This is a genomic window from Dyadobacter endophyticus (assembly GCF_014641595.1).
Classification (GTDB): Bacteria; Bacteroidota; Bacteroidia; order Cytophagales; family Spirosomataceae; genus Dyadobacter; species Dyadobacter endophyticus.
Window position 1 is genome coordinate 39,342 of sequence record NZ_BMIA01000007.1, and the last position, 17,217, is coordinate 56,558.

14 protein-coding genes are annotated in these 17,217 nt (G+C 50.5%); 8 read left to right on the forward strand and 6 right to left on the reverse strand.

Annotation, left to right across the window (positions count from 1 at the left end; genetic code table 11):
- The first annotated feature begins 4 nt into the window (after positions 1-4).
- Complete coding sequence (locus IEY24_RS30460; protein WP_188939076.1) at positions 5-364, forward strand: DUF3127 domain-containing protein; 360 nt, start codon at positions 5-7, stop codon at positions 362-364.
- A 24-nt stretch (positions 365-388) separates the two neighbouring features.
- On the forward strand, positions 389-772 hold the full coding sequence (crcB, locus tag IEY24_RS30465; protein ID WP_188939077.1) for a fluoride efflux transporter CrcB: 384 nt from the start codon (positions 389-391) through the stop codon (positions 770-772).
- 6 nt (positions 773-778) lie between these two features.
- On the opposite strand, the gene IEY24_RS30470 is transcribed toward crcB, so the two are convergent.
- Both IEY24_RS30470 and IEY24_RS30475 read right to left on the reverse strand, forming a co-directional pair.
- Positions 779-1,432 (reverse strand): AlbA family DNA-binding domain-containing protein, encoded by a 654-nt coding sequence (locus IEY24_RS30470; RefSeq protein WP_188939078.1) that lies wholly within the window; start codon positions 1,430-1,432, stop codon positions 779-781.
- A gap of 188 nt (positions 1,433-1,620) precedes the next feature.
- Positions 1,621-1,842 (reverse strand): DUF2795 domain-containing protein, encoded by a 222-nt coding sequence (locus IEY24_RS30475; protein ID WP_013927448.1) that lies wholly within the window; start codon positions 1,840-1,842, stop codon positions 1,621-1,623.
- 322 nt (positions 1,843-2,164) lie between these two features.
- Here IEY24_RS30475 and IEY24_RS30480 point away from each other — a divergent pair, with 322 nt between their 5' ends.
- The 4 genes from IEY24_RS30480 to IEY24_RS30495 all read left to right on the forward strand — a co-directional run bounded on the left by IEY24_RS30480 (position 2,165) and on the right by IEY24_RS30495 (position 6,482).
- The gene (locus tag IEY24_RS30480; RefSeq protein WP_188939079.1) at positions 2,165-2,896 is read left to right on the forward strand and encodes a copper homeostasis protein CutC; all 732 of its coding nucleotides are present in this window, start codon (positions 2,165-2,167) and stop codon (positions 2,894-2,896) included.
- Between the two features lie 36 nt (positions 2,897-2,932).
- Entirely contained in the window at positions 2,933-5,389 is a 2,457-nt protein-coding gene (locus IEY24_RS30485) for a penicillin acylase family protein (protein ID WP_188939080.1), read from the forward strand.
- Positions 5,390-5,399: 10 nt separating this feature from the next.
- The gene (locus tag IEY24_RS30490) at positions 5,400-5,765 is read left to right on the forward strand and encodes a hypothetical protein (protein ID WP_188939081.1); all 366 of its coding nucleotides are present in this window, start codon (positions 5,400-5,402) and stop codon (positions 5,763-5,765) included.
- A gap of 96 nt (positions 5,766-5,861) precedes the next feature.
- On the forward strand, positions 5,862-6,482 hold the full coding sequence (locus tag IEY24_RS30495) for an OmpH/Skp family outer membrane protein (RefSeq protein ID WP_188939082.1): 621 nt from the start codon (positions 5,862-5,864) through the stop codon (positions 6,480-6,482).
- Between the two features lie 78 nt (positions 6,483-6,560).
- On the opposite strand, the gene IEY24_RS30500 is transcribed toward IEY24_RS30495, so the two are convergent.
- From IEY24_RS30500 to IEY24_RS30515, 4 genes are all read right to left on the reverse strand, one after another.
- A complete protein-coding gene (locus IEY24_RS30500) occupies positions 6,561-7,142 on the reverse strand; it encodes a Uma2 family endonuclease (RefSeq protein ID WP_188939083.1) in 582 nt (193 codons plus the stop codon).
- 125 nt (positions 7,143-7,267) lie between these two features.
- The gene (locus tag IEY24_RS30505; RefSeq protein ID WP_229223366.1) at positions 7,268-8,020 is read right to left on the reverse strand and encodes a succinate dehydrogenase/fumarate reductase iron-sulfur subunit; all 753 of its coding nucleotides are present in this window, start codon (positions 8,018-8,020) and stop codon (positions 7,268-7,270) included.
- Positions 8,021-8,095: 75 nt separating this feature from the next.
- Positions 8,096-10,084, reverse strand: coding sequence for a fumarate reductase/succinate dehydrogenase flavoprotein subunit (locus IEY24_RS30510; protein ID WP_188939085.1), 1,989 nt, complete (start codon positions 10,082-10,084; stop codon positions 8,096-8,098).
- A gap of 46 nt (positions 10,085-10,130) precedes the next feature.
- Positions 10,131-10,802 (reverse strand): succinate dehydrogenase cytochrome b subunit, encoded by a 672-nt coding sequence (locus IEY24_RS30515; RefSeq protein WP_188939086.1) that lies wholly within the window; start codon positions 10,800-10,802, stop codon positions 10,131-10,133.
- Between the two features lie 289 nt (positions 10,803-11,091).
- Between IEY24_RS30515 and IEY24_RS30520 the strand changes: the two genes are divergently transcribed.
- Together IEY24_RS30520 and IEY24_RS30525 are read left to right on the forward strand one after the other, a co-directional pair.
- A complete protein-coding gene (locus tag IEY24_RS30520; protein WP_188939087.1) occupies positions 11,092-13,995 on the forward strand; it encodes a T9SS type B sorting domain-containing protein in 2,904 nt (967 codons plus the stop codon).
- A 287-nt stretch (positions 13,996-14,282) separates the two neighbouring features.
- Positions 14,283-17,135, forward strand: a complete 2,853-nt coding sequence (locus tag IEY24_RS30525) for a T9SS type B sorting domain-containing protein (protein WP_188939088.1) — start codon at positions 14,283-14,285, stop codon at positions 17,133-17,135.
- The last annotated feature ends 82 nt before the right edge of the window (positions 17,136-17,217 follow it).

Genomic DNA, 17,217 nt, shown 5'->3' on the forward strand with positions numbered 1-17,217 from the left:
ATCAATGGAAGTATCAGGAACTGTCATTGCTTTGCTGCCGGAAGTTACAGGCCAGGGAAAAAACGGGATGTGGCGCAAACAGGAATTTATTCTTGAAATACCCTCGCAATATCCTAAAAAAGTGTGCATTTCGCTGTGGGGCGACAAGATCGACCAGTCGAACCTGCAAGTGAACGACTCGGTAACCGCTTCCATCGACGTGGAAAGCCGCGAGTATAACTCACGCTGGTACACAGAGGTGCGCGCCTGGAAAGTAGAAAAAGCAGGAGCAAACGGTGGCGGCGCACCTTACAATGCAGGTAGCAGCCCTGTTCCACCGGTAACAACCTTCACCGAAGACGAGTCGGACGACCTGCCGTTCTAAAATCACCTGACGCTGCCTGCCACAATGAATAACCTGATTATCGTTTTTGTAGGAGGCGGAATGGGCAGTCTGGCACGTTACGGAATCGGAAGAGCACTCTCCCAATGGCCGTCAGTTTTCCCGTTCGGAACATTGACGGCCAATATTTTAGCCTGCCTGATCCTGGGCACCTTTGGCGGGTGGGCCACATTCAGGTCTGCCGACTTGGTGGCGACTTCAAGGCTTTTTGTAGTCGTTGGTTTCTGCGGCGGTTTCAGCACCTTTTCGAGTTTTAGTAATGAAACCATTCAGCTTTTTCTCAACGATCGCTGGATCGAGGCTTCCCTCAATATCATCATCAGCATAATTGCATGCTTCGCAGCCACTTTTCTGGGAATGTGGCTGGGAAAAACCTTTCTGGCGATATAACTGCGGTTAGCTCGACTGGTAGGCCATCGACATAGTGAACTTGTCGATCATTTCTTGCGGATGCACGTCCAGTATCCGGGCCAGCACCATTACAACCAGTGTATTCGAAGCAATTTTACGGGGGATACCCGCAAATGTCGCGAACAAGTCCACGGTCACCGATTCCTTCTCGTCGAGCAGCTTCATCAGTTTTTCCTCCTTATCTCCATATTGAAAACTGATATCCCGCTCGCCACGGCCCCGGCGCATGATTTCCTTCATTTCGCGGCTTGCCTGGATGGACTTGTCGTCCACGCGGATGTACGCCTGGCGCGCGCCGGTGTCGTCTACCACATAATGCGGCTTGTCGATGCTTCGCGGGATCGTCAGCACGAGCACATCGCGGTCGGGCGTGATAGCCACACGCTCTTTTTTGAAACTGATTTTGGGGAAAATGTACTTGTCGATGGCGCGCGTGAGGGTGTATTCATCCTCATCGGCATCTTTAAGACCTTTAATAGTCTTGTCGTCACCCACTCCGACCATCAGCTTGCCGCCCCCTGAATTTGCGAAAGCAACCACTTCGCGGACGATCTTTTCGGGGTGATTGGATTTCAGTTTGAATTCCAGATGTTCCCCCTCACCTTTCTTAACCAGCTCTTTCAACAATCGAAGCTCCATCGGGTTGGAATGGATAAATTATGAGTTATGACTAAATCACTTTCGGTAACTTACCTCGTCCTCCTCATTAGTTAACGCTAACAATTTACATTCCTTTTGTCAGATTTAAAAAATATGGAAGATTGAGTTACGTAAAAAAGCGGACCATATATCATAAAAAAACGGCACCGATAGAGTGCCGTTTTCATTTAGTATTCGTCTTCGTTGAAAAAGAAATCGTCTTTCGTGGGATAGTCGGGCCAAATCTCTTCAATGCTTTCATAAGGCTGACCATCATCTTCAAGCTCCTGAAGGTTTTCAACTACTTCTAACGGAGCGCCTGTTCTGATTGCAAAGTCAATTAGCTCGTCTTTGGTAGCTGGCCAGGGAGCATCTTCAAGGTACGATGCGAGTTCGAGAGTCCAGTACATAATATTTTCGCCTATTAATGGTTACTTTACTTTTCTGCAAAAGTAAAAAATTTGATATCTTTTAAAAGCTTAAAGCAAAAAAAAAGAAAAATAATTACCGGGTTACATGTTTAATTTTTTAACACAGAACAACCGACTGATTATCAAACAATTGAATATTCACCCGTGATTTCAGAACTTCTTTGCGGGAGAAGCCGACATCGCCGATGCCAGCACATTTTGTTAATGCTATGAGATGCAATATCCATGCCCGGACTTTCAATCGTCCGCTTTTCTTTCCCGAAAAACCCTTAATTTCCCTCACCATTACAAATACCATATTATGACTATTGAAATTTGCGCTTATTCGCTGGAATCGTGTATCAATGCGCAGGCCGGCGGGGCGGGCAGGATTGAACTTTGCGGCGGGCTCGGGGAAGGTGGTACCACACCCAGCGCCGGACTCATCGAAATCGTAAGAAAAAACATCGATATCCAGCTATATGTGATGATCCGGCCCAGGGGCGGGGATTTTGTGTATGATTTTTTTGAAGAAGAAATCATGCGGAAAGATATAGATCTCGCTAAAAACTTAGGCGCTAATGGCGTCGTGCTGGGCATTCTTACCCCCGACGGCAATGTAGACGTCGCACGCACGAAAGCACTCGTCGAATATGCCGCACCTTTGAAAGTCACTTTCCATCGTGCATTCGACCTCACGCCCGACCCGGTGAAAGCACTCAAAGATATTATCGCCACTGGCGCCGAGCGTATCCTCACGTCCGGTCAGAAACCATCGGCCATTCAGGCGACGGAACTGCTAGGTAAGCTCTCCAAAGAGGCCGATGGAAAAATAGAGATCATGGCAGGCGGCGGGGTTAACCATAACAATGCCGCGGAATTGAAAGCGGCGGGAGTACACGCATTACATTTGACAGCTAAAAAATTCCGGCCGGCACGCCAAAAGTTTTTCCCCGAGGGGATTTCGATGGCCGGAGAAATTCCTGATGAAAAATCAGTCATGTATTCAGACCTTGGACTGATCGAAGCGATGGTACAAGCAGTCTCCGAATAATGCCCTTTCTTCTAAAAGCACGTCAATATCCTCTCTATGAAGTTCGCAAAGGCAATTCTGTTTATCGCTATCACGGCCGGGCTCGTTTATGTGCTCGACAAGCCATGGGCGCCGGCACCCGCGCTCGGGCCATTTCTGAGCCCCTTTTGCGGGTTATGGCAAAACAGTGAAAAGGTTATCGACCCGAAAACACGCGTAACCCTGCAACTCGACAGCCTCCGCGACGAAGTGGTGATCCGCTACGACGATTCGGGCGTACCGCATATTTTTGCCAAAAACGACTTCGACCTTTTTTACGCACAGGGCTACGTTACGGCCAAAGACCGGCTGTGGCAAATGGACCTGCAAACCCGAGCCGCAGCGGGTCGGCTTTCCGAAATCCTGGGCCCGGCCACGCTTGCTCTGGATCAGCAGAGCCGCCGGTTGGGAATGGGTTACGGTGCAGAAGCTAATCTGAAAGTAGCCATGACCGACCCGCGCTCCCGCGAAGCACTACTGGGCTACACAGCCGGCGTCAATGCATTTATCCGGCAACTTGCCCCAAAAGACTATCCCATAGAATTCAAGCTTCTCGGCTATAAACCGGAAGCCTGGAAGCCGATCAACACCATGTACATGCTCGAACAGATGACGCTCACGCTTGCGGGGCGCTCCAACGAGCTCGCTATGACCAATGCATTGAAAAAATATGGCCAGCAAACCATCGCGCAGCTCTTCCCCGACTACCCGATGTTGCAGGAAAGCCCGATTATCCCCTCCGGCACAGCATGGGATTTCCCTAAACTACCGGTTCCGAAGGCCATTCCGCCAATGATACCGGGCGACAGCTCTTTATTGTCCTCAAAACCTTTGACCGCATTGCCCGAAAAAGCTCCCAAGGAAGAAGGCATCGGCAGTAACAACTGGGCCGTCAGCGCGGAGAAATCCATTACCGGCTACCCTATCCTCGCCAACGACCCGCACCTCGAACTTTCGCTGCCGTCGATCTGGTACCAGGTGCAGCTGCATTCACCCGACGTCAATGTGTACGGTGTGTCGCTGCCCGGCATTCCAAGTGTAATCATCGGTTTCAACGAGCGCGTGGCATGGGGTGTTACCAATGTGGATGCCGATGTTTTCGATTTGTATAAAATCAAATTCAAAAATGAATACCGGAATTTCTACTGGCATGATAATCAATGGAAACCAACGCACAAGCGCGAGGAAATTATCCATGTCAAAGGTCAGCTGAGACCCTACCGTGAGCAGATCATCTACACCCACCACGGGCCGGTAACCGATTCGGATGGCACATTCAGCGATTTGCCTAACCTGGCGATCAAATGGATCGGACATGAGCCGGGCAACAGCTTTATCACCTTTTATGAGTTGAACAAAGCGAAAACCTATGACGATTACCGCAAAGCGCTGACGCATTATGTAGGGCCCGCGCAAAACTTCGTATTTGCCGATAATGAGAAGAACATCGCCATTACCGTCAATGGAAAGATCCCTTTGAAATATAAAGAGCAAGGCAAATTCGTGCTGGACGGATCATCACGCGCCGACGACTGGAATGGCTGGATTCCCGCGGAACAGAACCCGTTTGTAAAAAATCCGCCGAGAGGCTTTGTGAGCAGCGCCAACCAGTCGTCTGCCGATACCACCTATCCTTATTATATCAACTGGAGTTTCGCGCCGTCCGAGCGGGCCATACGCATCAACGAACGTCTGCAAGCGATGACGAATGCCAATGCCGACAGTCTGCGAATGCTGCAAAATGACAATTTCAGCGTCCTTGCGCGCACATTACTACCTAAGCTGCTAAACATTCTCGAAACCCGGTCACTGACGCCCAAACAGAAGGCTGCCCATATCTTGCTTTCTAACTGGAATTATCAGAACGCGCCTGAATCGGTCGCAGCCTCCATTTTCGAGACATGGTTTCCGCTGTTAGGCCAGGCCATTTGGAACGATGATTTCTCGTCTCCTGAAAGCCCGATGGAATATCCCTCTCGCGACCGGACGCTATACCTGATCTTGAAGCAGCCGAATGAAAAATGGTTCGATAATGTCAACACGCCTGAAAAAGAGACATTACCCGACCTTGTTTATCAAAGTTTCAACGCCTCGCTCGACACGCTTACTGCCCACAAGGGTGCCATGAGTCCCGAATGGCAGTGGTCGAAGGTGAAAGCAGCGGAGATCAGGCATCTGAGCAGGAGCATCAAGCCCTTCAATGCGCCACCGCTTATAACGGGCGGAGGCAGCAGCATTGTCAATGCGATGACGAAGCGAAAGGGGCCTTCGTGGCGAATGGTGGTTGAACTTGGCCCTACGCCGCGCGCCTATGGCATCTATCCGGGAGGCCAGTCGGGCAATCCGGGTAGTCCCTATTATCTCAACTTATTGAAAAAATGGGAGAAAGGAGAGCTTAATGAGCTGATCTACCTTACCTCGCCGGATCAGAAAGTACCGCATCTGGCTTCCAGTCTTGTATTGCAAAAACGTTAACCCGGAACTCATGAACTTCTTTATCATAGCCATACTGTCGGCGATCTTGCAAATATTCGCCCCGTGGTGGGTAATCGCCATCGTTCCGTTCGTCGTCCTGTTCTGGCGCCCGGCTACCTCGTCAGGCGCCTTCTGGACGGGTTTTGGCGGCATTGCCGTGCCCTGGCTGCTTTATGGGTACTACCAGCATTTCATCTCCGACGGCGCCATGTCGGACCGCGTTGCCAAGATATTCATGCTGCCCAGCGGTATTCTTTTATTGCTGGTGACAAGCCTTATTGGCGGCCTTGTAGGTGGCTTTTCAGGCCTTGCGGGCCATTGGGCACGCCAAATTTTCCGCAAACACCCGGCACCTCTTTCGACACACGCCTCGTAAAAGCTCCGACCTGGCTCCCCGGAGGCACTTATTCATTGTACTTAAACACAAATCATTATCTTTGCGGCTCGTTCAAAACAACCAAACCTTAAAAACGTGAACAACAATACTTCATTGATCTGGAACGTCGTCCTTTCGCTTGCTGTGGCGGTGTTATTCTTCCTTCATTTTTCAAGCAAATCGTCAGACTCAGGTGCAGCCGCAGATGGTGCAGTAGTGGCAGGCCGCCGCACTGTTTACGTTCAGGTTGATTCGCTTCTGAAAAACTACGATTTCTTTAAGGATACCAGAAAAGAGCTTGAAAACAAAAATTTCCAGCTTGAAAACGAGCTGACGACCAAAGGACGCTCTTTGCAAAATGAAGTAGCCTTTTTTCAGCAGAAAGCACAAACCATGACGCCCGAGCAAGCACGCTCCACAGAGGCTCAGCTCATGAAAAAGCAGCAGGACCTGGTGGCTTACCGCGACCAGTCGGCGCAGGCACTGGGCCAGGAAGAAGCTAAAAAGAACGAAGAGCTGTACAAAAACATCCGTTCCTACATCGACAAATACAATAAGGAAAACGGCTACGAATATGTATTGGGCTACTCCCTGGGCGGCGGTATCCTGTTCGCAAACCCATCCCTGGACGTAACCCAGAAGATCCTCGACGGACTGAACAAAGAATATAAAAGCTCAGGCAAAGCAGCAGCTCCGGCTGATACTACCAAAAAGTAGTCTTTCCCCGATCAAAATAAACAGCGAAGCAGATGGTCAAGTGGCCGTCTGCTTCGCTGTTTTGGTATATTACCTATTTTATATTTTTAATTTACTCAAATCAAATTGGAACCCTGGCAGCACGTTTTCGCCTGATAATTGCAGGTCAAAACTATTGAAAATCTCAACAGGCGCATTAGTCCGATAAACAAACACCATTTCTTCAAACGGATCAATGAGCCAGGCCAGCTTGCAGCCATTACCTATCCACTCGTCTTGCATTTTCTTCTGGATGGTTTTCAGATCATCGTTCGTCGAGAGTAGTTCAATCACAAAATCAGGGCAAACGGGAGGGAATTTCGTTTGTTCTGCCTTTGTCAGACGTCCCCATTTCTCAGCAGAAATCCACGCTGCATCGGGAGACCTTACCGACGTATTTGGAAGACGAAACGCAGTGGAAGAATCGAAAACATGCCCGAGGTTAACGGCAAGGTGCCAATGCATCAACCAATAGGTGATGATTGCATTCAACATTCCCGTAGTTCCGCCGGTATTAGACATAATATAAATCGTTCCTTGGCTATCCCTCTCTATTTTGAGTTGATCATTCTCCCTGCAAAACTCGTAGAATTCATCGTCGTCAAGACGCAGAGGCTTATATCTCAATTCTATCGTATCCATGTTGTTGTTCCCTTACCTAATGCAATATAAACATTTTGAAACACTAACAGATTCAAGGTTTCCCCTCAAAACAAAAACAGGGCAGCCGGTTTCCCGACTGCCCTGCGTCATGCATTTGATATATTCTAAACCGCCGAAGAAGAGAACTTCGCGCCGATGTACTCGCGGTTCATGCGGGCGATGTTTTCGAGGCTGATTTCCTTAGGGCATTCTGCCGAGCACGCACCAGTGTTGGTACAAGCTCCGAAGCCTTCTGCGTCCATTTGGGCAACCATTTTCTCGGCGCGGATACTGCGTTCTGCCTGTCCTTGCGGCAACAATGCCAGTTGAGAGATTTTGGCAGATACGAAAAGCATTGCAGAGGCATTTTTACAAGCTGCAACACAAGCACCGCAACCGATACATGCCGCCGCCGCAAATGCGTCGTCCGCAGCTTCTTTTGCGATCGGCAATGCGTTTGCGTCTTGCGCATTACCGGTATTAACAGAAACGAAACCACCAGCCGAGATCACGCGGTCGAATGCGTCACGGTCTACTACGAGGTCTTTAATCACCGGGAATGCCTGCGCTCTCCATGGTTCTACCACAATCGTATCACCGTCCTTGAACGAACGCATGTGCAGCTGGCAGGTAGTTACACCACGCAGGGGCCCGTGCGGACGGCCATTAATATACATCGAGCACGCGCCACAGATACCTTCGCGGCAGTCGTGGTCGAACGATACAGGTTCCTTTCCCTCCTCGATGAGTTGTTCATTCAATACATCGAACATTTCAAGAAATGACATATCAGGAGAGACGTGATCCAACTTGTAGTTTTCAAAGCCTCCTGCTGCATCTTTATTGCTTTGTCTCCATACTTTGAGAGACAAACTCATATTTCCTTCCATACCTATATTCTTTATATCTGATTCAACTTTTAAGCGTGGCATAAATCCGTGCCACCGGAGGTTTTATTTATAGCTACGCTGAGCGATCTTGATGTTTTCATACACCAGCTCTTCCTTGTGAAGCTCCCAGTTTTCGGGTCCTTTGTGCTCCCAGGCCGAAACATACATGTAGTTTTCGTCGTCGCGCATTGCCTCACCTTCTTCGGTCTGGTATTCTTCCCGGAAGTGTCCGCCGCATGATTCGTTGCGGTCCAATGCATCTAGACACATCAGCTCGCCGAGTTCGATGAAGTCCGCAACGCGGTTGGCCTTATCGAGTTCAGGGTTGAAGTAGTTGGCGGTACCCATTACTTTCACGTCTGACCAGAAATCTCTTCTAAGCTGACGAATCTCTTCGATCGCTTCTTTCAAGCCCTGGGCATTACGTGCCATGCCGCATTTATCCCACATGATTTTGCCCAAACGGCGGTGGAAAAGTTCAGGAGAGGTTTTTCCCTGGATGCGCAGTAGCGTTTCGATACGCTCTCTCACTTCTGCTTCGGCTTTCACGAATGCTTCGTGGTCGGTAGAGATCTTTCCGGTACGGATTTCGCTCGCCAGATAGGCACCGATCGTGTAAGGGATCACGAAATAACCGTCGGCAAGGCCCTGCATCAGTGCTGAGGCACCGAGGCGGTTCGCACCGTGGTCGGAGAAGTTGGCCTCTCCCAGCGAGTACAAGCCAGGGACGGTCGTCATCAGGTTATAGTCAACCCAAAGCCCGCCCATGGTATAGTGTACCGCAGGATAGATACGCATAGGCACTTCATACGGGTCTTCGCCGGTGATTTGCTTATACATATCAAAGAGGTTACCATATTTTTCTTTCACAACAGCCTTACCCCACGTGACAATGTCGGCATCTGATGCATTGTGGATATTGTTCTTATTGGCTTCGCCACGTCCGTAACGCTCAACCGCCGCAGCGAAGTCGAGGTAAACGGCCAGTTTGGAAGTTCCTACACCATAACCGGCATCGCAACGCTCCTTGGCAGCACGCGACGCGATGTCACGCGGAACCAGGTTACCGAATGCAGGGTAGCGGCGCTCGAGGTAGTAATCGCGCTCGTCTTCGGGGATTGCATTACCGGGACGGTTGTCGTCTTTTTTCTTAGGAACCCAGATACGTCCGTCGTTACGAAGCGACTCCGACATCAGGGTCAGTTTCGACTGGTGCTCGCCCGAAACAGGGATACAAGTCGGGTGAATTTGGGTAAAACAAGGGTTACCGAAGAATGCGCCGCGTTTGTGGGCTTTCCAGGCTGCGGTTACGTTACTACCCATCGCATTGGTCGAGAGGTAAAAAACGTTTCCATAACCGCCGGTACAAAGCAACACCGCATGGCCGCCGTGCCTTTCCAGCTCTCCCGTGATCAGGTTACGTGCGATGATACCGCGGCATTTGCCATCGATATTCACAACGTCGAGCATTTCGTGGCGGTTGTACATTTTGATAGTACCCATACCCACCTGGCGCTGCAAACCGGAATAGGCTCCCAGCAAGAGTTGCTGGCCGGTCTGGCCTGCCGCGTAGAATGTACGCTGCACCTGCGTTCCACCGAATGAACGGTTGGACAGCAAACCGCCGTACTCACGCGCGAAAGGCACACCCGCCGCTACGCATTGGTCGATAATGTTACCCGAAACTTCGGCAAGGCGGTGAACGTTCGCTTCACGCGCACGGTAGTCACCTCCTTTGATGGTATCATAAAAAAGACGGTAAACCGAGTCCCCGTCATTCTGGTAATTTTTTGCTGCATTGATCCCTCCCTGTGCGGCAATAGAGTGCGCACGGCGTGGGGAATCCTGAAAACAGAACGCTTTCACTTTATAACCGAGCTCCGCGAGCGTAGCAGCGGCAGAAGCACCGGCTAGTCCGGTACCTACTACGATGATTTCAAGATTACGTTTGTTCGCCGGGTTGACAAGCGGAACCGACGAGCGGTATTTGCTCCATTTACTTTCAATCGAACCCTGTGGTATTTTGGCATCCAGACGAGATGACGTTGCCATATATCAATAGTATTTAATCAGAAATTGAGAATGAAACTTTGCCGGATTATTTCACCCAGCCCAGATAAATCGAGATCGGCATGAGCGCGAAAAGGAGCGGGACGATGATCGAAAAAGCCGTTCCTACGAATGAGATCGCGCCGTTGTATTTCACGTGGTTCAGTCCCAGCGACTGGAATGCGCTTTTGAAACCGTGCAGCAAATGCCAGAAAAGGGAAATGCAACCCAGCACATAAATCAGCACGACCACCGGATTCTGGAAAATGTCGAGCATCATTTGGTAAAGGTTCAGCTCTTCGCCGGTCACAAACTGGTTGGACCGGTTAGGGATCCAGAAATGCGAAGTGTGAATCACGAGGAAGATCAAAAGCAACGTTCCGAGCAAGCCCATGCTGCGCGAGTACCAGGTACTGTTCGCCGCTGCATTATTGACGGCATATTTAACCGGACGGGCGTCACGGTTGTTTTTCCAAAGGAGCAAACCATCAGCAATATGGATGATAAAGCCCGCAACGAGGCCTATTTCAAGCGTACGTATAATCGGGTTGGTACCCATGAAGTGCCCCCAGTGGGAAAAAGTCTCTCCGCCATCATTGTAAAATATCATGGCATTGATAGTGGCATGAATGACCAGAAAGCTAATCAGGAAAAGTCCGGTAAGAGCCATCAGAAGTTTCTTACCGATAGAGCTCGTTAACGTTTGTGAAAACCACGACATAATAAAAAACGAATGGTTTTAGTGCAAAAAAAAGAGGTATATTTAGAACCTTTCAAAGGTATATCACAAACGTGTGCGAGGCAAAAAATCCCTTTCATTTTTGCCTACCCCCTGTTTATTTATAATCATTATTAAGAATTATTTAGACTGATTAGTCTTTACAAAAGCAAGACGCTCAGCGCGAATGGCTCAGCGCCGTCTTTCAGGTTATTTTGTAACCGATTAGCACACATTTTCAAACAAGTGTTTCGTTGAGTTGTTACAACCCGGACGACTAACGAACCGCCCCATGCCCAGATCTCTATCTCCCAGGATTCTGCTTCTTATTCTGATGCTGACATTATCGCTTGGCCAGGTTTTTGCGACACACTTCCGGGCCGGGGAAATCACGGCCAGAAGGCTATCGCTCACAACGCCTACTTATGAGATTACGCTGACTGGCTACTTCGACGAACTGGATGGAAAACAAGCCGCTGACGGCCAAAATTCAGTCATTTTCAAAATAGGCAATGCAACGGGCACCGGCACACCGGTTCTCCTTGAAGCGCCCCGGCGTGCCAGGAACAACATCGGTAACAACACTTCACAAAACATTTACACCGCCACTTACACATTCCTCACCGTCGGAGCCTACAGGATTTCAATGGAGGTGGACGCCCGAAACGACAACATACTGAACCTCAGCCCCAAACCTACCCGGGAACTTAATTTCTACGTAAGCACCACAATAGAAATTAATGCCGCCTTCGGTTTGAACCGTACACCGGTCCTGCGCAACGCGCCTATTGATATCGCGGCTGTGGGCCAGCGTTACATTCATAATCCCGCGGCATTCGATGCCGATGGCGATAGCATTGCCTATCGCATGTACGTCCCGCAGCAGGGCGGCACCAACGGAGCGGGCGTTAACCTCGGATACGAAGCCCCTAACCTGACCACCCCGCCCGGCCAGACGGAGACGGGCGCTTCGCCGGCGACATTCGGCATCAACCGCATTACCGGCGACATTATCTGGGACGCCCCGGTCACGAAGGGTTATTATAATATCGCATTCATCGTGGAAGAATGGCGCGATGGAGCACTTATCGGACAGATCGTCCGCGATATGCAGATCATCGTCGATGATGCCCGCAACGACCGGCCGGTAATACCTCCATTGCAGGATATTTGTGTCGAAGCCGGGACGTTGATCAATCAGAAAGTAAATGCTACGGATAAAAACGGGGACAAACTCAACCTGACGTCCGTCAGCGGGCTGTATGATGCCACGCTTATTAAACCAGCAATAGCCAGTTTCGCCGTGGCCAATCAGGGCGCACAGAGCAGCGTCACCGGGACATTCACCTGGCAGACATCCTGCGACCATATCCGATTGGAGCCTTATAATGTACTTTTCAAAGTGGAGGACGCCGCGCCTCCCGGATACCCGAACCCGTCCCTTTTCCGCAAGCTGGTTGATATGACGACCTTGAATATCCGGGTTTACGGGCCAAAACCCACCGGTTTGAGAGGCACTCCCGTGACCGACCCTTCCGGGCCGGCTTACCGCCTCAACTGGGACGCCTACAAATGTCAGGTAACAGGCGCCAAAATCGTCATTTACCGGGCCGACCACTGCACCGATATCCCCGAGGATGTTTGTATCACAGGGATCCCGGCTGGCTCGGACTATGAAGAAATCGGGCGGGTGGATGTGAACCAGACTACCTTCCTGGATAACAATGGAGGCGAAGGCCTACGCCCGGGGGTTTCTTATTCTTACCGCATTGTGGTATTGTTCCCAAGGCCCGGCGCGAGCCCCGGCGAACCGGGCTATCTGTTTGGCGGCGGCGAGAGCGTCGCGTCGGCGGAGTTTTGTCTTAATTTACCGGTCATAAGGCCGGTCATCACTAATGTTACGGTTGACTCTACCAGCACGACCAAAGGAGTTATCACTGTTAAGTGGATGAGGCCTGCGGCAGCGACGGGGTTGCCGGCTCAATACCGGCTGTTCAGAGCCACAGGACAAAGCGGCACTGCATTCACGCAAATCGCAACCATTAATACCAACCTCACACCTGGGGCTGCCGACACCATTTTTGTAGACAGAACCCTGAATACCGAAGCCAACGCCTACAACTATAAGCTCGAATATTATACCACCCAAAACGGCCAGCTTACCAGGTTCGACGAGTCGGAAACTGCCAGTTCGGTCAGGCTCGAACAGGCCGCTGCGCAGCCCGATCAGATCGGATTGAAATGGACAGCCCTCGTGCCTTGGGACAATAGCAACCGCATTCACCGGGTTTACCGCGAGGATAAAACAAAACCGGGAACATTTAACCGCATTGCCGAAGTGGCTGTCGGAGCAACGCAGATATTCAGCTATCTGGATGATGGCACGGATAAATATGCGGCCGACGGCACAGTCAATGTGACCATTGTGAAAGACTCTACCTATTGTTATAAAGTAGAAACGGTGGGTTCATACAACAACAGCCAGATCAAGCCGTCGGTACTCTACAACTTCTCGCAAATTCTTTGCGTGTCGTCGTCGGATACCATCAGGCCGTGCCCACCGGTACTTACCCTCGACCCGCTGAATTGCGATTCGCTCAGACAACATCCCGGAGCTTTTTGTACTACCACCGGGTTTACCAATCACCTGAGCTGGATATACCCCAAACAAGCCGATGGCCGCGATTGCGACCCGCTGATAAACGCTTACAGGGTGTATTATGCAAGATATGAAGGCGATGCCCCGACTTTGATCGCCACAGTAACCACACCGCCGTCGCCGCTGAAAACCGCTTTCGACCATGAAGGCCTGACATCTTTCGCGGGTTGTTATTATGTTACGGCCGTGAACCGCTTCGGAAGCGAAAGCGCGCCCAGCAACACCACCTGCCGGGACAACTGCCCGATGTACGTGCTGCCGAACGTATTTACCCCCAATGGCGACAACAAAAATGATACATTCCAGCCACTTGAATGTCCGGCATTTGTGCAATCACTGGAATTCAGGATCTTCAATCGTTGGGGCGCCGAGGTCTTCTCGACCAGGGATGTCAACATTAACTGGGATGGCAAAACCAACGGCGGCAAAGAGCTGGCGGCAGGGCAATACTATTATGAAGTAACTATCAATTTTGAGTCATTTAAAAAAGAAGGTGTAGAGACGAGCATGAAAGGTTGGGTACAATTGCTGAGATAGCAATGCAAAATCACATCAGGGCGCTATTTGTGCTGCTTTGGGACTTTGTTATAATTCATATATGATTTATAAAGTTGTTTTGTAAGTTTACAAACCGACATATTATATTCATTCCCAAAGCACACATTTTTACTTGAATTTTCGTTGATTTAACGTACCTGACAGGAGATATGGTGCCTGCCGTTACCTCCCTATCATTATTAGCTCGACACAGATTTATGCGCTCTGCTTTACGAATCCCACTATACTTTTTCTTCCTGGCCTTACTCTGTAACGGATTCCAGGCCATGGCCACACACATACGCGCGGGCGAGATCACTGCAAAAAGGATCAGTCCTGTGGGTTCCGATCGCCATACCTACGAGATTACGCTAACCGCCTATTTTGATATGCAAAATGGCGAAGGTGCCGCCAATGCCCAGAACAGCGTGTTTTTCACAATTGGACCGGTCATTTCAGGCCCCAGCTCCAACCTGGATGTGATTGAAGCACCCCGCTTACAACCCATACCAAACATTGGAAATAACACTACCCGCAATACTTATACGATCACCTATACATTTCGCAGCGCGGGTCAATACCGCATTTCCTTCGAAGAGGACAACCGTAACAACAACGTATTGAACATCGGCCCCCCGCCGACACAAAACCTGAACTTTTACGTCAGCACCATCCTGGAAATCAGTTCCAGCTTCGGACAAAACCAGACGCCGGTGCTGCTCAATGCGCCGATCGACGTGGCAGCAGTAGGGCAGCGGTACATTCATAACCCCGGTGCATTCGATGCGGACGGCGATAGTCTTGCCTACCGGATGTTTGTGCCACAAAGAAGCGGTGTAAATGGCTCGGGGATCAATTTGCAATACAAAGATCCGAATATGGTAACGCCTCCCGGAAGCACGGAGGCCGGCGCATCACCCGCCACTTTCAGTATGAACAAGGTCACCGGCGACTTGATCTGGGACGCTCCCGTTACCAAGGGCTATTATAACGTTGCATTTGTCGTTGAGGAGTGGCGCGACGGCGCGATCATAGGCCAGATCGTCCGCGATATGCAAATCATCGTCGAGGATGCGCGCAACGACCGGCCGGTGATTCAGCCGATACCAGATATTTGCGTCGAGGCCGGAACGCTGATCAACCAGCCGATTACGGCTACCGACAAGAATGGAGACAAGCTGACACTTACCTCGTCGGGCGGTGTTTACGAAGCTTCGCTCATTCCACCCGCCATTGCCAAATTTACCGTCGCGCAGCAGGGCGCTCAGAGTACTATTACCGGTCTTTTCACGTGGCAGACTTCCTGCGCGCATATTCGCCTGGAACCTTACGATGTTCTTTTCAAGGTGGAAGATGCCCCTGGTCCGGCGGTCCCCAACCCGGCGCTTTTCCGAAAGCTTGTCGATATGACCACCGTGAATATTAAAGTATACGGGCCGAAACCGACGGGCTTGAAGACAACTGCCGTGAATGACCCAACCGGAACTGCTTACCGCCTCAACTGGGATGCTTACAAATGCCAGACAGCAGGTGCTAAAATCGCTATTTACCGTGCGGAGAAATGTACCGACCTTCCCGAAGATGTCTGCAGCCCAGGTATTCCTGCCGGTTCGGGTTACCAGGAAATCGGAAGGGTGGATGTAAACCAGACTACATTCCTCGATAACAATGGTGGCGAAGGCCTCCGCCCGGGTGTTTCATACTCCTACCGCATTGTGGTGATGTTCCCAAGGCCCGGCGCAAAACCTGGCGACCCTGGCTATCTGATCGGTGGCGGCGAAAGTCTTGCTTCGGCGGAGGCTTGCCTGAACCTTCCGTTGGTTATGCCGGTGATCACCAATGTAACCGTCGATTCTACCAGCACTACCAAGGGTGTTATCACTGTTAAATGGATTAAACCAGCAGCTGCGGCAGGATTACCGGCTCAATATCGCCTGTTCAGGGCTTCCGGACAGAATGGCACCGCATTCACACAGATCGCAACCATTAACACCAACCTCACACCAGGAGCTCCTGATACCCTTTTTGTGGACAGAAACCTGAATACCGAGGCGAATGCATACAATTACAAGCTCGAATACTACACTACCCAAGGTGGCCAGCTCACCAAATTCGACGAAACTGAAACCGCAAGCTCGGTAAGGCTCGAACAAGCCGCTGCGCAGCCCAACCAGGTAGGTCTTAAATGGACCGCCCTCGTACCCTGGGATAATAGTAACCGCGTGCACCGGGTGTACCGTGAGGACAAAAGAAAGCCAGGTACATTCAACCGCATCGCGGAAGTATCCGTGCAAGGGCCACAGACATTCACTTTTGTCGATGACGGTACCGATAAATATGCGGCGGATGGAACGGTTAATGTGACCATCGTGAAGGATTCGACCTATTGCTATAAAGTTGAAACGGTCGGTTCGTACAACAACAGCCAGATTAAACCATCTGTTTTATACAATTTCTCGCAGATACTCTGTATTTCATCGTCGGATACCACCAAACCTTGCCCGCCGGTGCTTAGCCTCGATCCGCTCAATTGCGACTCTCTAAGGGCGCATCCGGAAGCGTTTTGTACCTCGGCCGGTTTTACCAACCATCTGTCATGGGAGTACCCGAAAGAACTGGATGGCCGCGAATGTGACCCGCTCGTGACTGCTTACAGGGTATATTATGCAAGATATGAAGGTGACTCCCCGACCCTGATCGCCACCGTGACCACTCCTCCTTCGCCGCTGCAAACCACATTTGACCACCAGGGGCTCGCTTCATTTGCAGGCTGCTATTACGTCACGGCCGTCAACCGCTTTGGCAGCGAGAGCGCGCCTAGCAACACCGTTTGCCGCGATAACTGCCCGATGTATGTTTTGCCAAACGTATTTACACCAAACGGCGACAACAAAAACGACACATTCCAACCCTATGAATGCCCTGCGTTCGTGCAATCGCTGGAATTCAAGGTTTTCAACCGTTGGGGTGCCCAAGTATTTTCTACGAAAGATGTGAATATCAACTGGGACGGTAAAACCAACGGCGGAAAAGAACTGGCGGCGGGACAATATTATTATGAAGTAACGATCTACTTCGAATCGTCCAAAAAACAAAGCACACCTGTTTCCATGAAAGGCTGGGTGCAGCTTCTCAGATAATATCCATTCGGGTTTGAAAAAAGGCGACCGGCGTTGCCTTTTTTCTTTCACATTCAAGTATTTCCTTTGTAGCCCGGTTTTT

Coding starts and splice junctions, on each gene's coding strand:
- IEY24_RS30460 (WP_188939076.1), top strand. CDS start 5: ATGGAAGTATCAGGAACTGTCATTGCTTTGCTGCCGGAAGTTACAGGC.
- crcB (WP_188939077.1), top strand. CDS start 389: ATGAATAACCTGATTATCGTTTTTGTAGGAGGCGGAATGGGCAGTCTG.
- IEY24_RS30470 (WP_188939078.1), bottom strand. CDS start 1,432: ATGGAGCTTCGATTGTTGAAAGAGCTGGTTAAGAAAGGTGAGGGGGAA.
- IEY24_RS30475 (WP_013927448.1), bottom strand. CDS start 1,842: ATGTACTGGACTCTCGAACTCGCATCGTACCTTGAAGATGCTCCCTGG.
- IEY24_RS30480 (WP_188939079.1), top strand. CDS start 2,165: ATGACTATTGAAATTTGCGCTTATTCGCTGGAATCGTGTATCAATGCG.
- IEY24_RS30485 (WP_188939080.1), top strand. CDS start 2,933: ATGAAGTTCGCAAAGGCAATTCTGTTTATCGCTATCACGGCCGGGCTC.
- IEY24_RS30490 (WP_188939081.1), top strand. CDS start 5,400: ATGAACTTCTTTATCATAGCCATACTGTCGGCGATCTTGCAAATATTC.
- IEY24_RS30500 (WP_188939083.1), bottom strand. CDS start 7,142: ATGGATACGATAGAATTGAGATATAAGCCTCTGCGTCTTGACGACGAT.
- IEY24_RS30505 (WP_229223366.1), bottom strand. CDS start 8,020: ATGAGTTTGTCTCTCAAAGTATGGAGACAAAGCAATAAAGATGCAGCA.
- IEY24_RS30510 (WP_188939085.1), bottom strand. CDS start 10,084: ATGGCAACGTCATCTCGTCTGGATGCCAAAATACCACAGGGTTCGATT.
- IEY24_RS30515 (WP_188939086.1), bottom strand. CDS start 10,802: ATGTCGTGGTTTTCACAAACGTTAACGAGCTCTATCGGTAAGAAACTT.
- IEY24_RS30520 (WP_188939087.1), top strand. CDS start 11,092: ATGCCCAGATCTCTATCTCCCAGGATTCTGCTTCTTATTCTGATGCTG.
- IEY24_RS30525 (WP_188939088.1), top strand. CDS start 14,283: ATGGCCACACACATACGCGCGGGCGAGATCACTGCAAAAAGGATCAGT.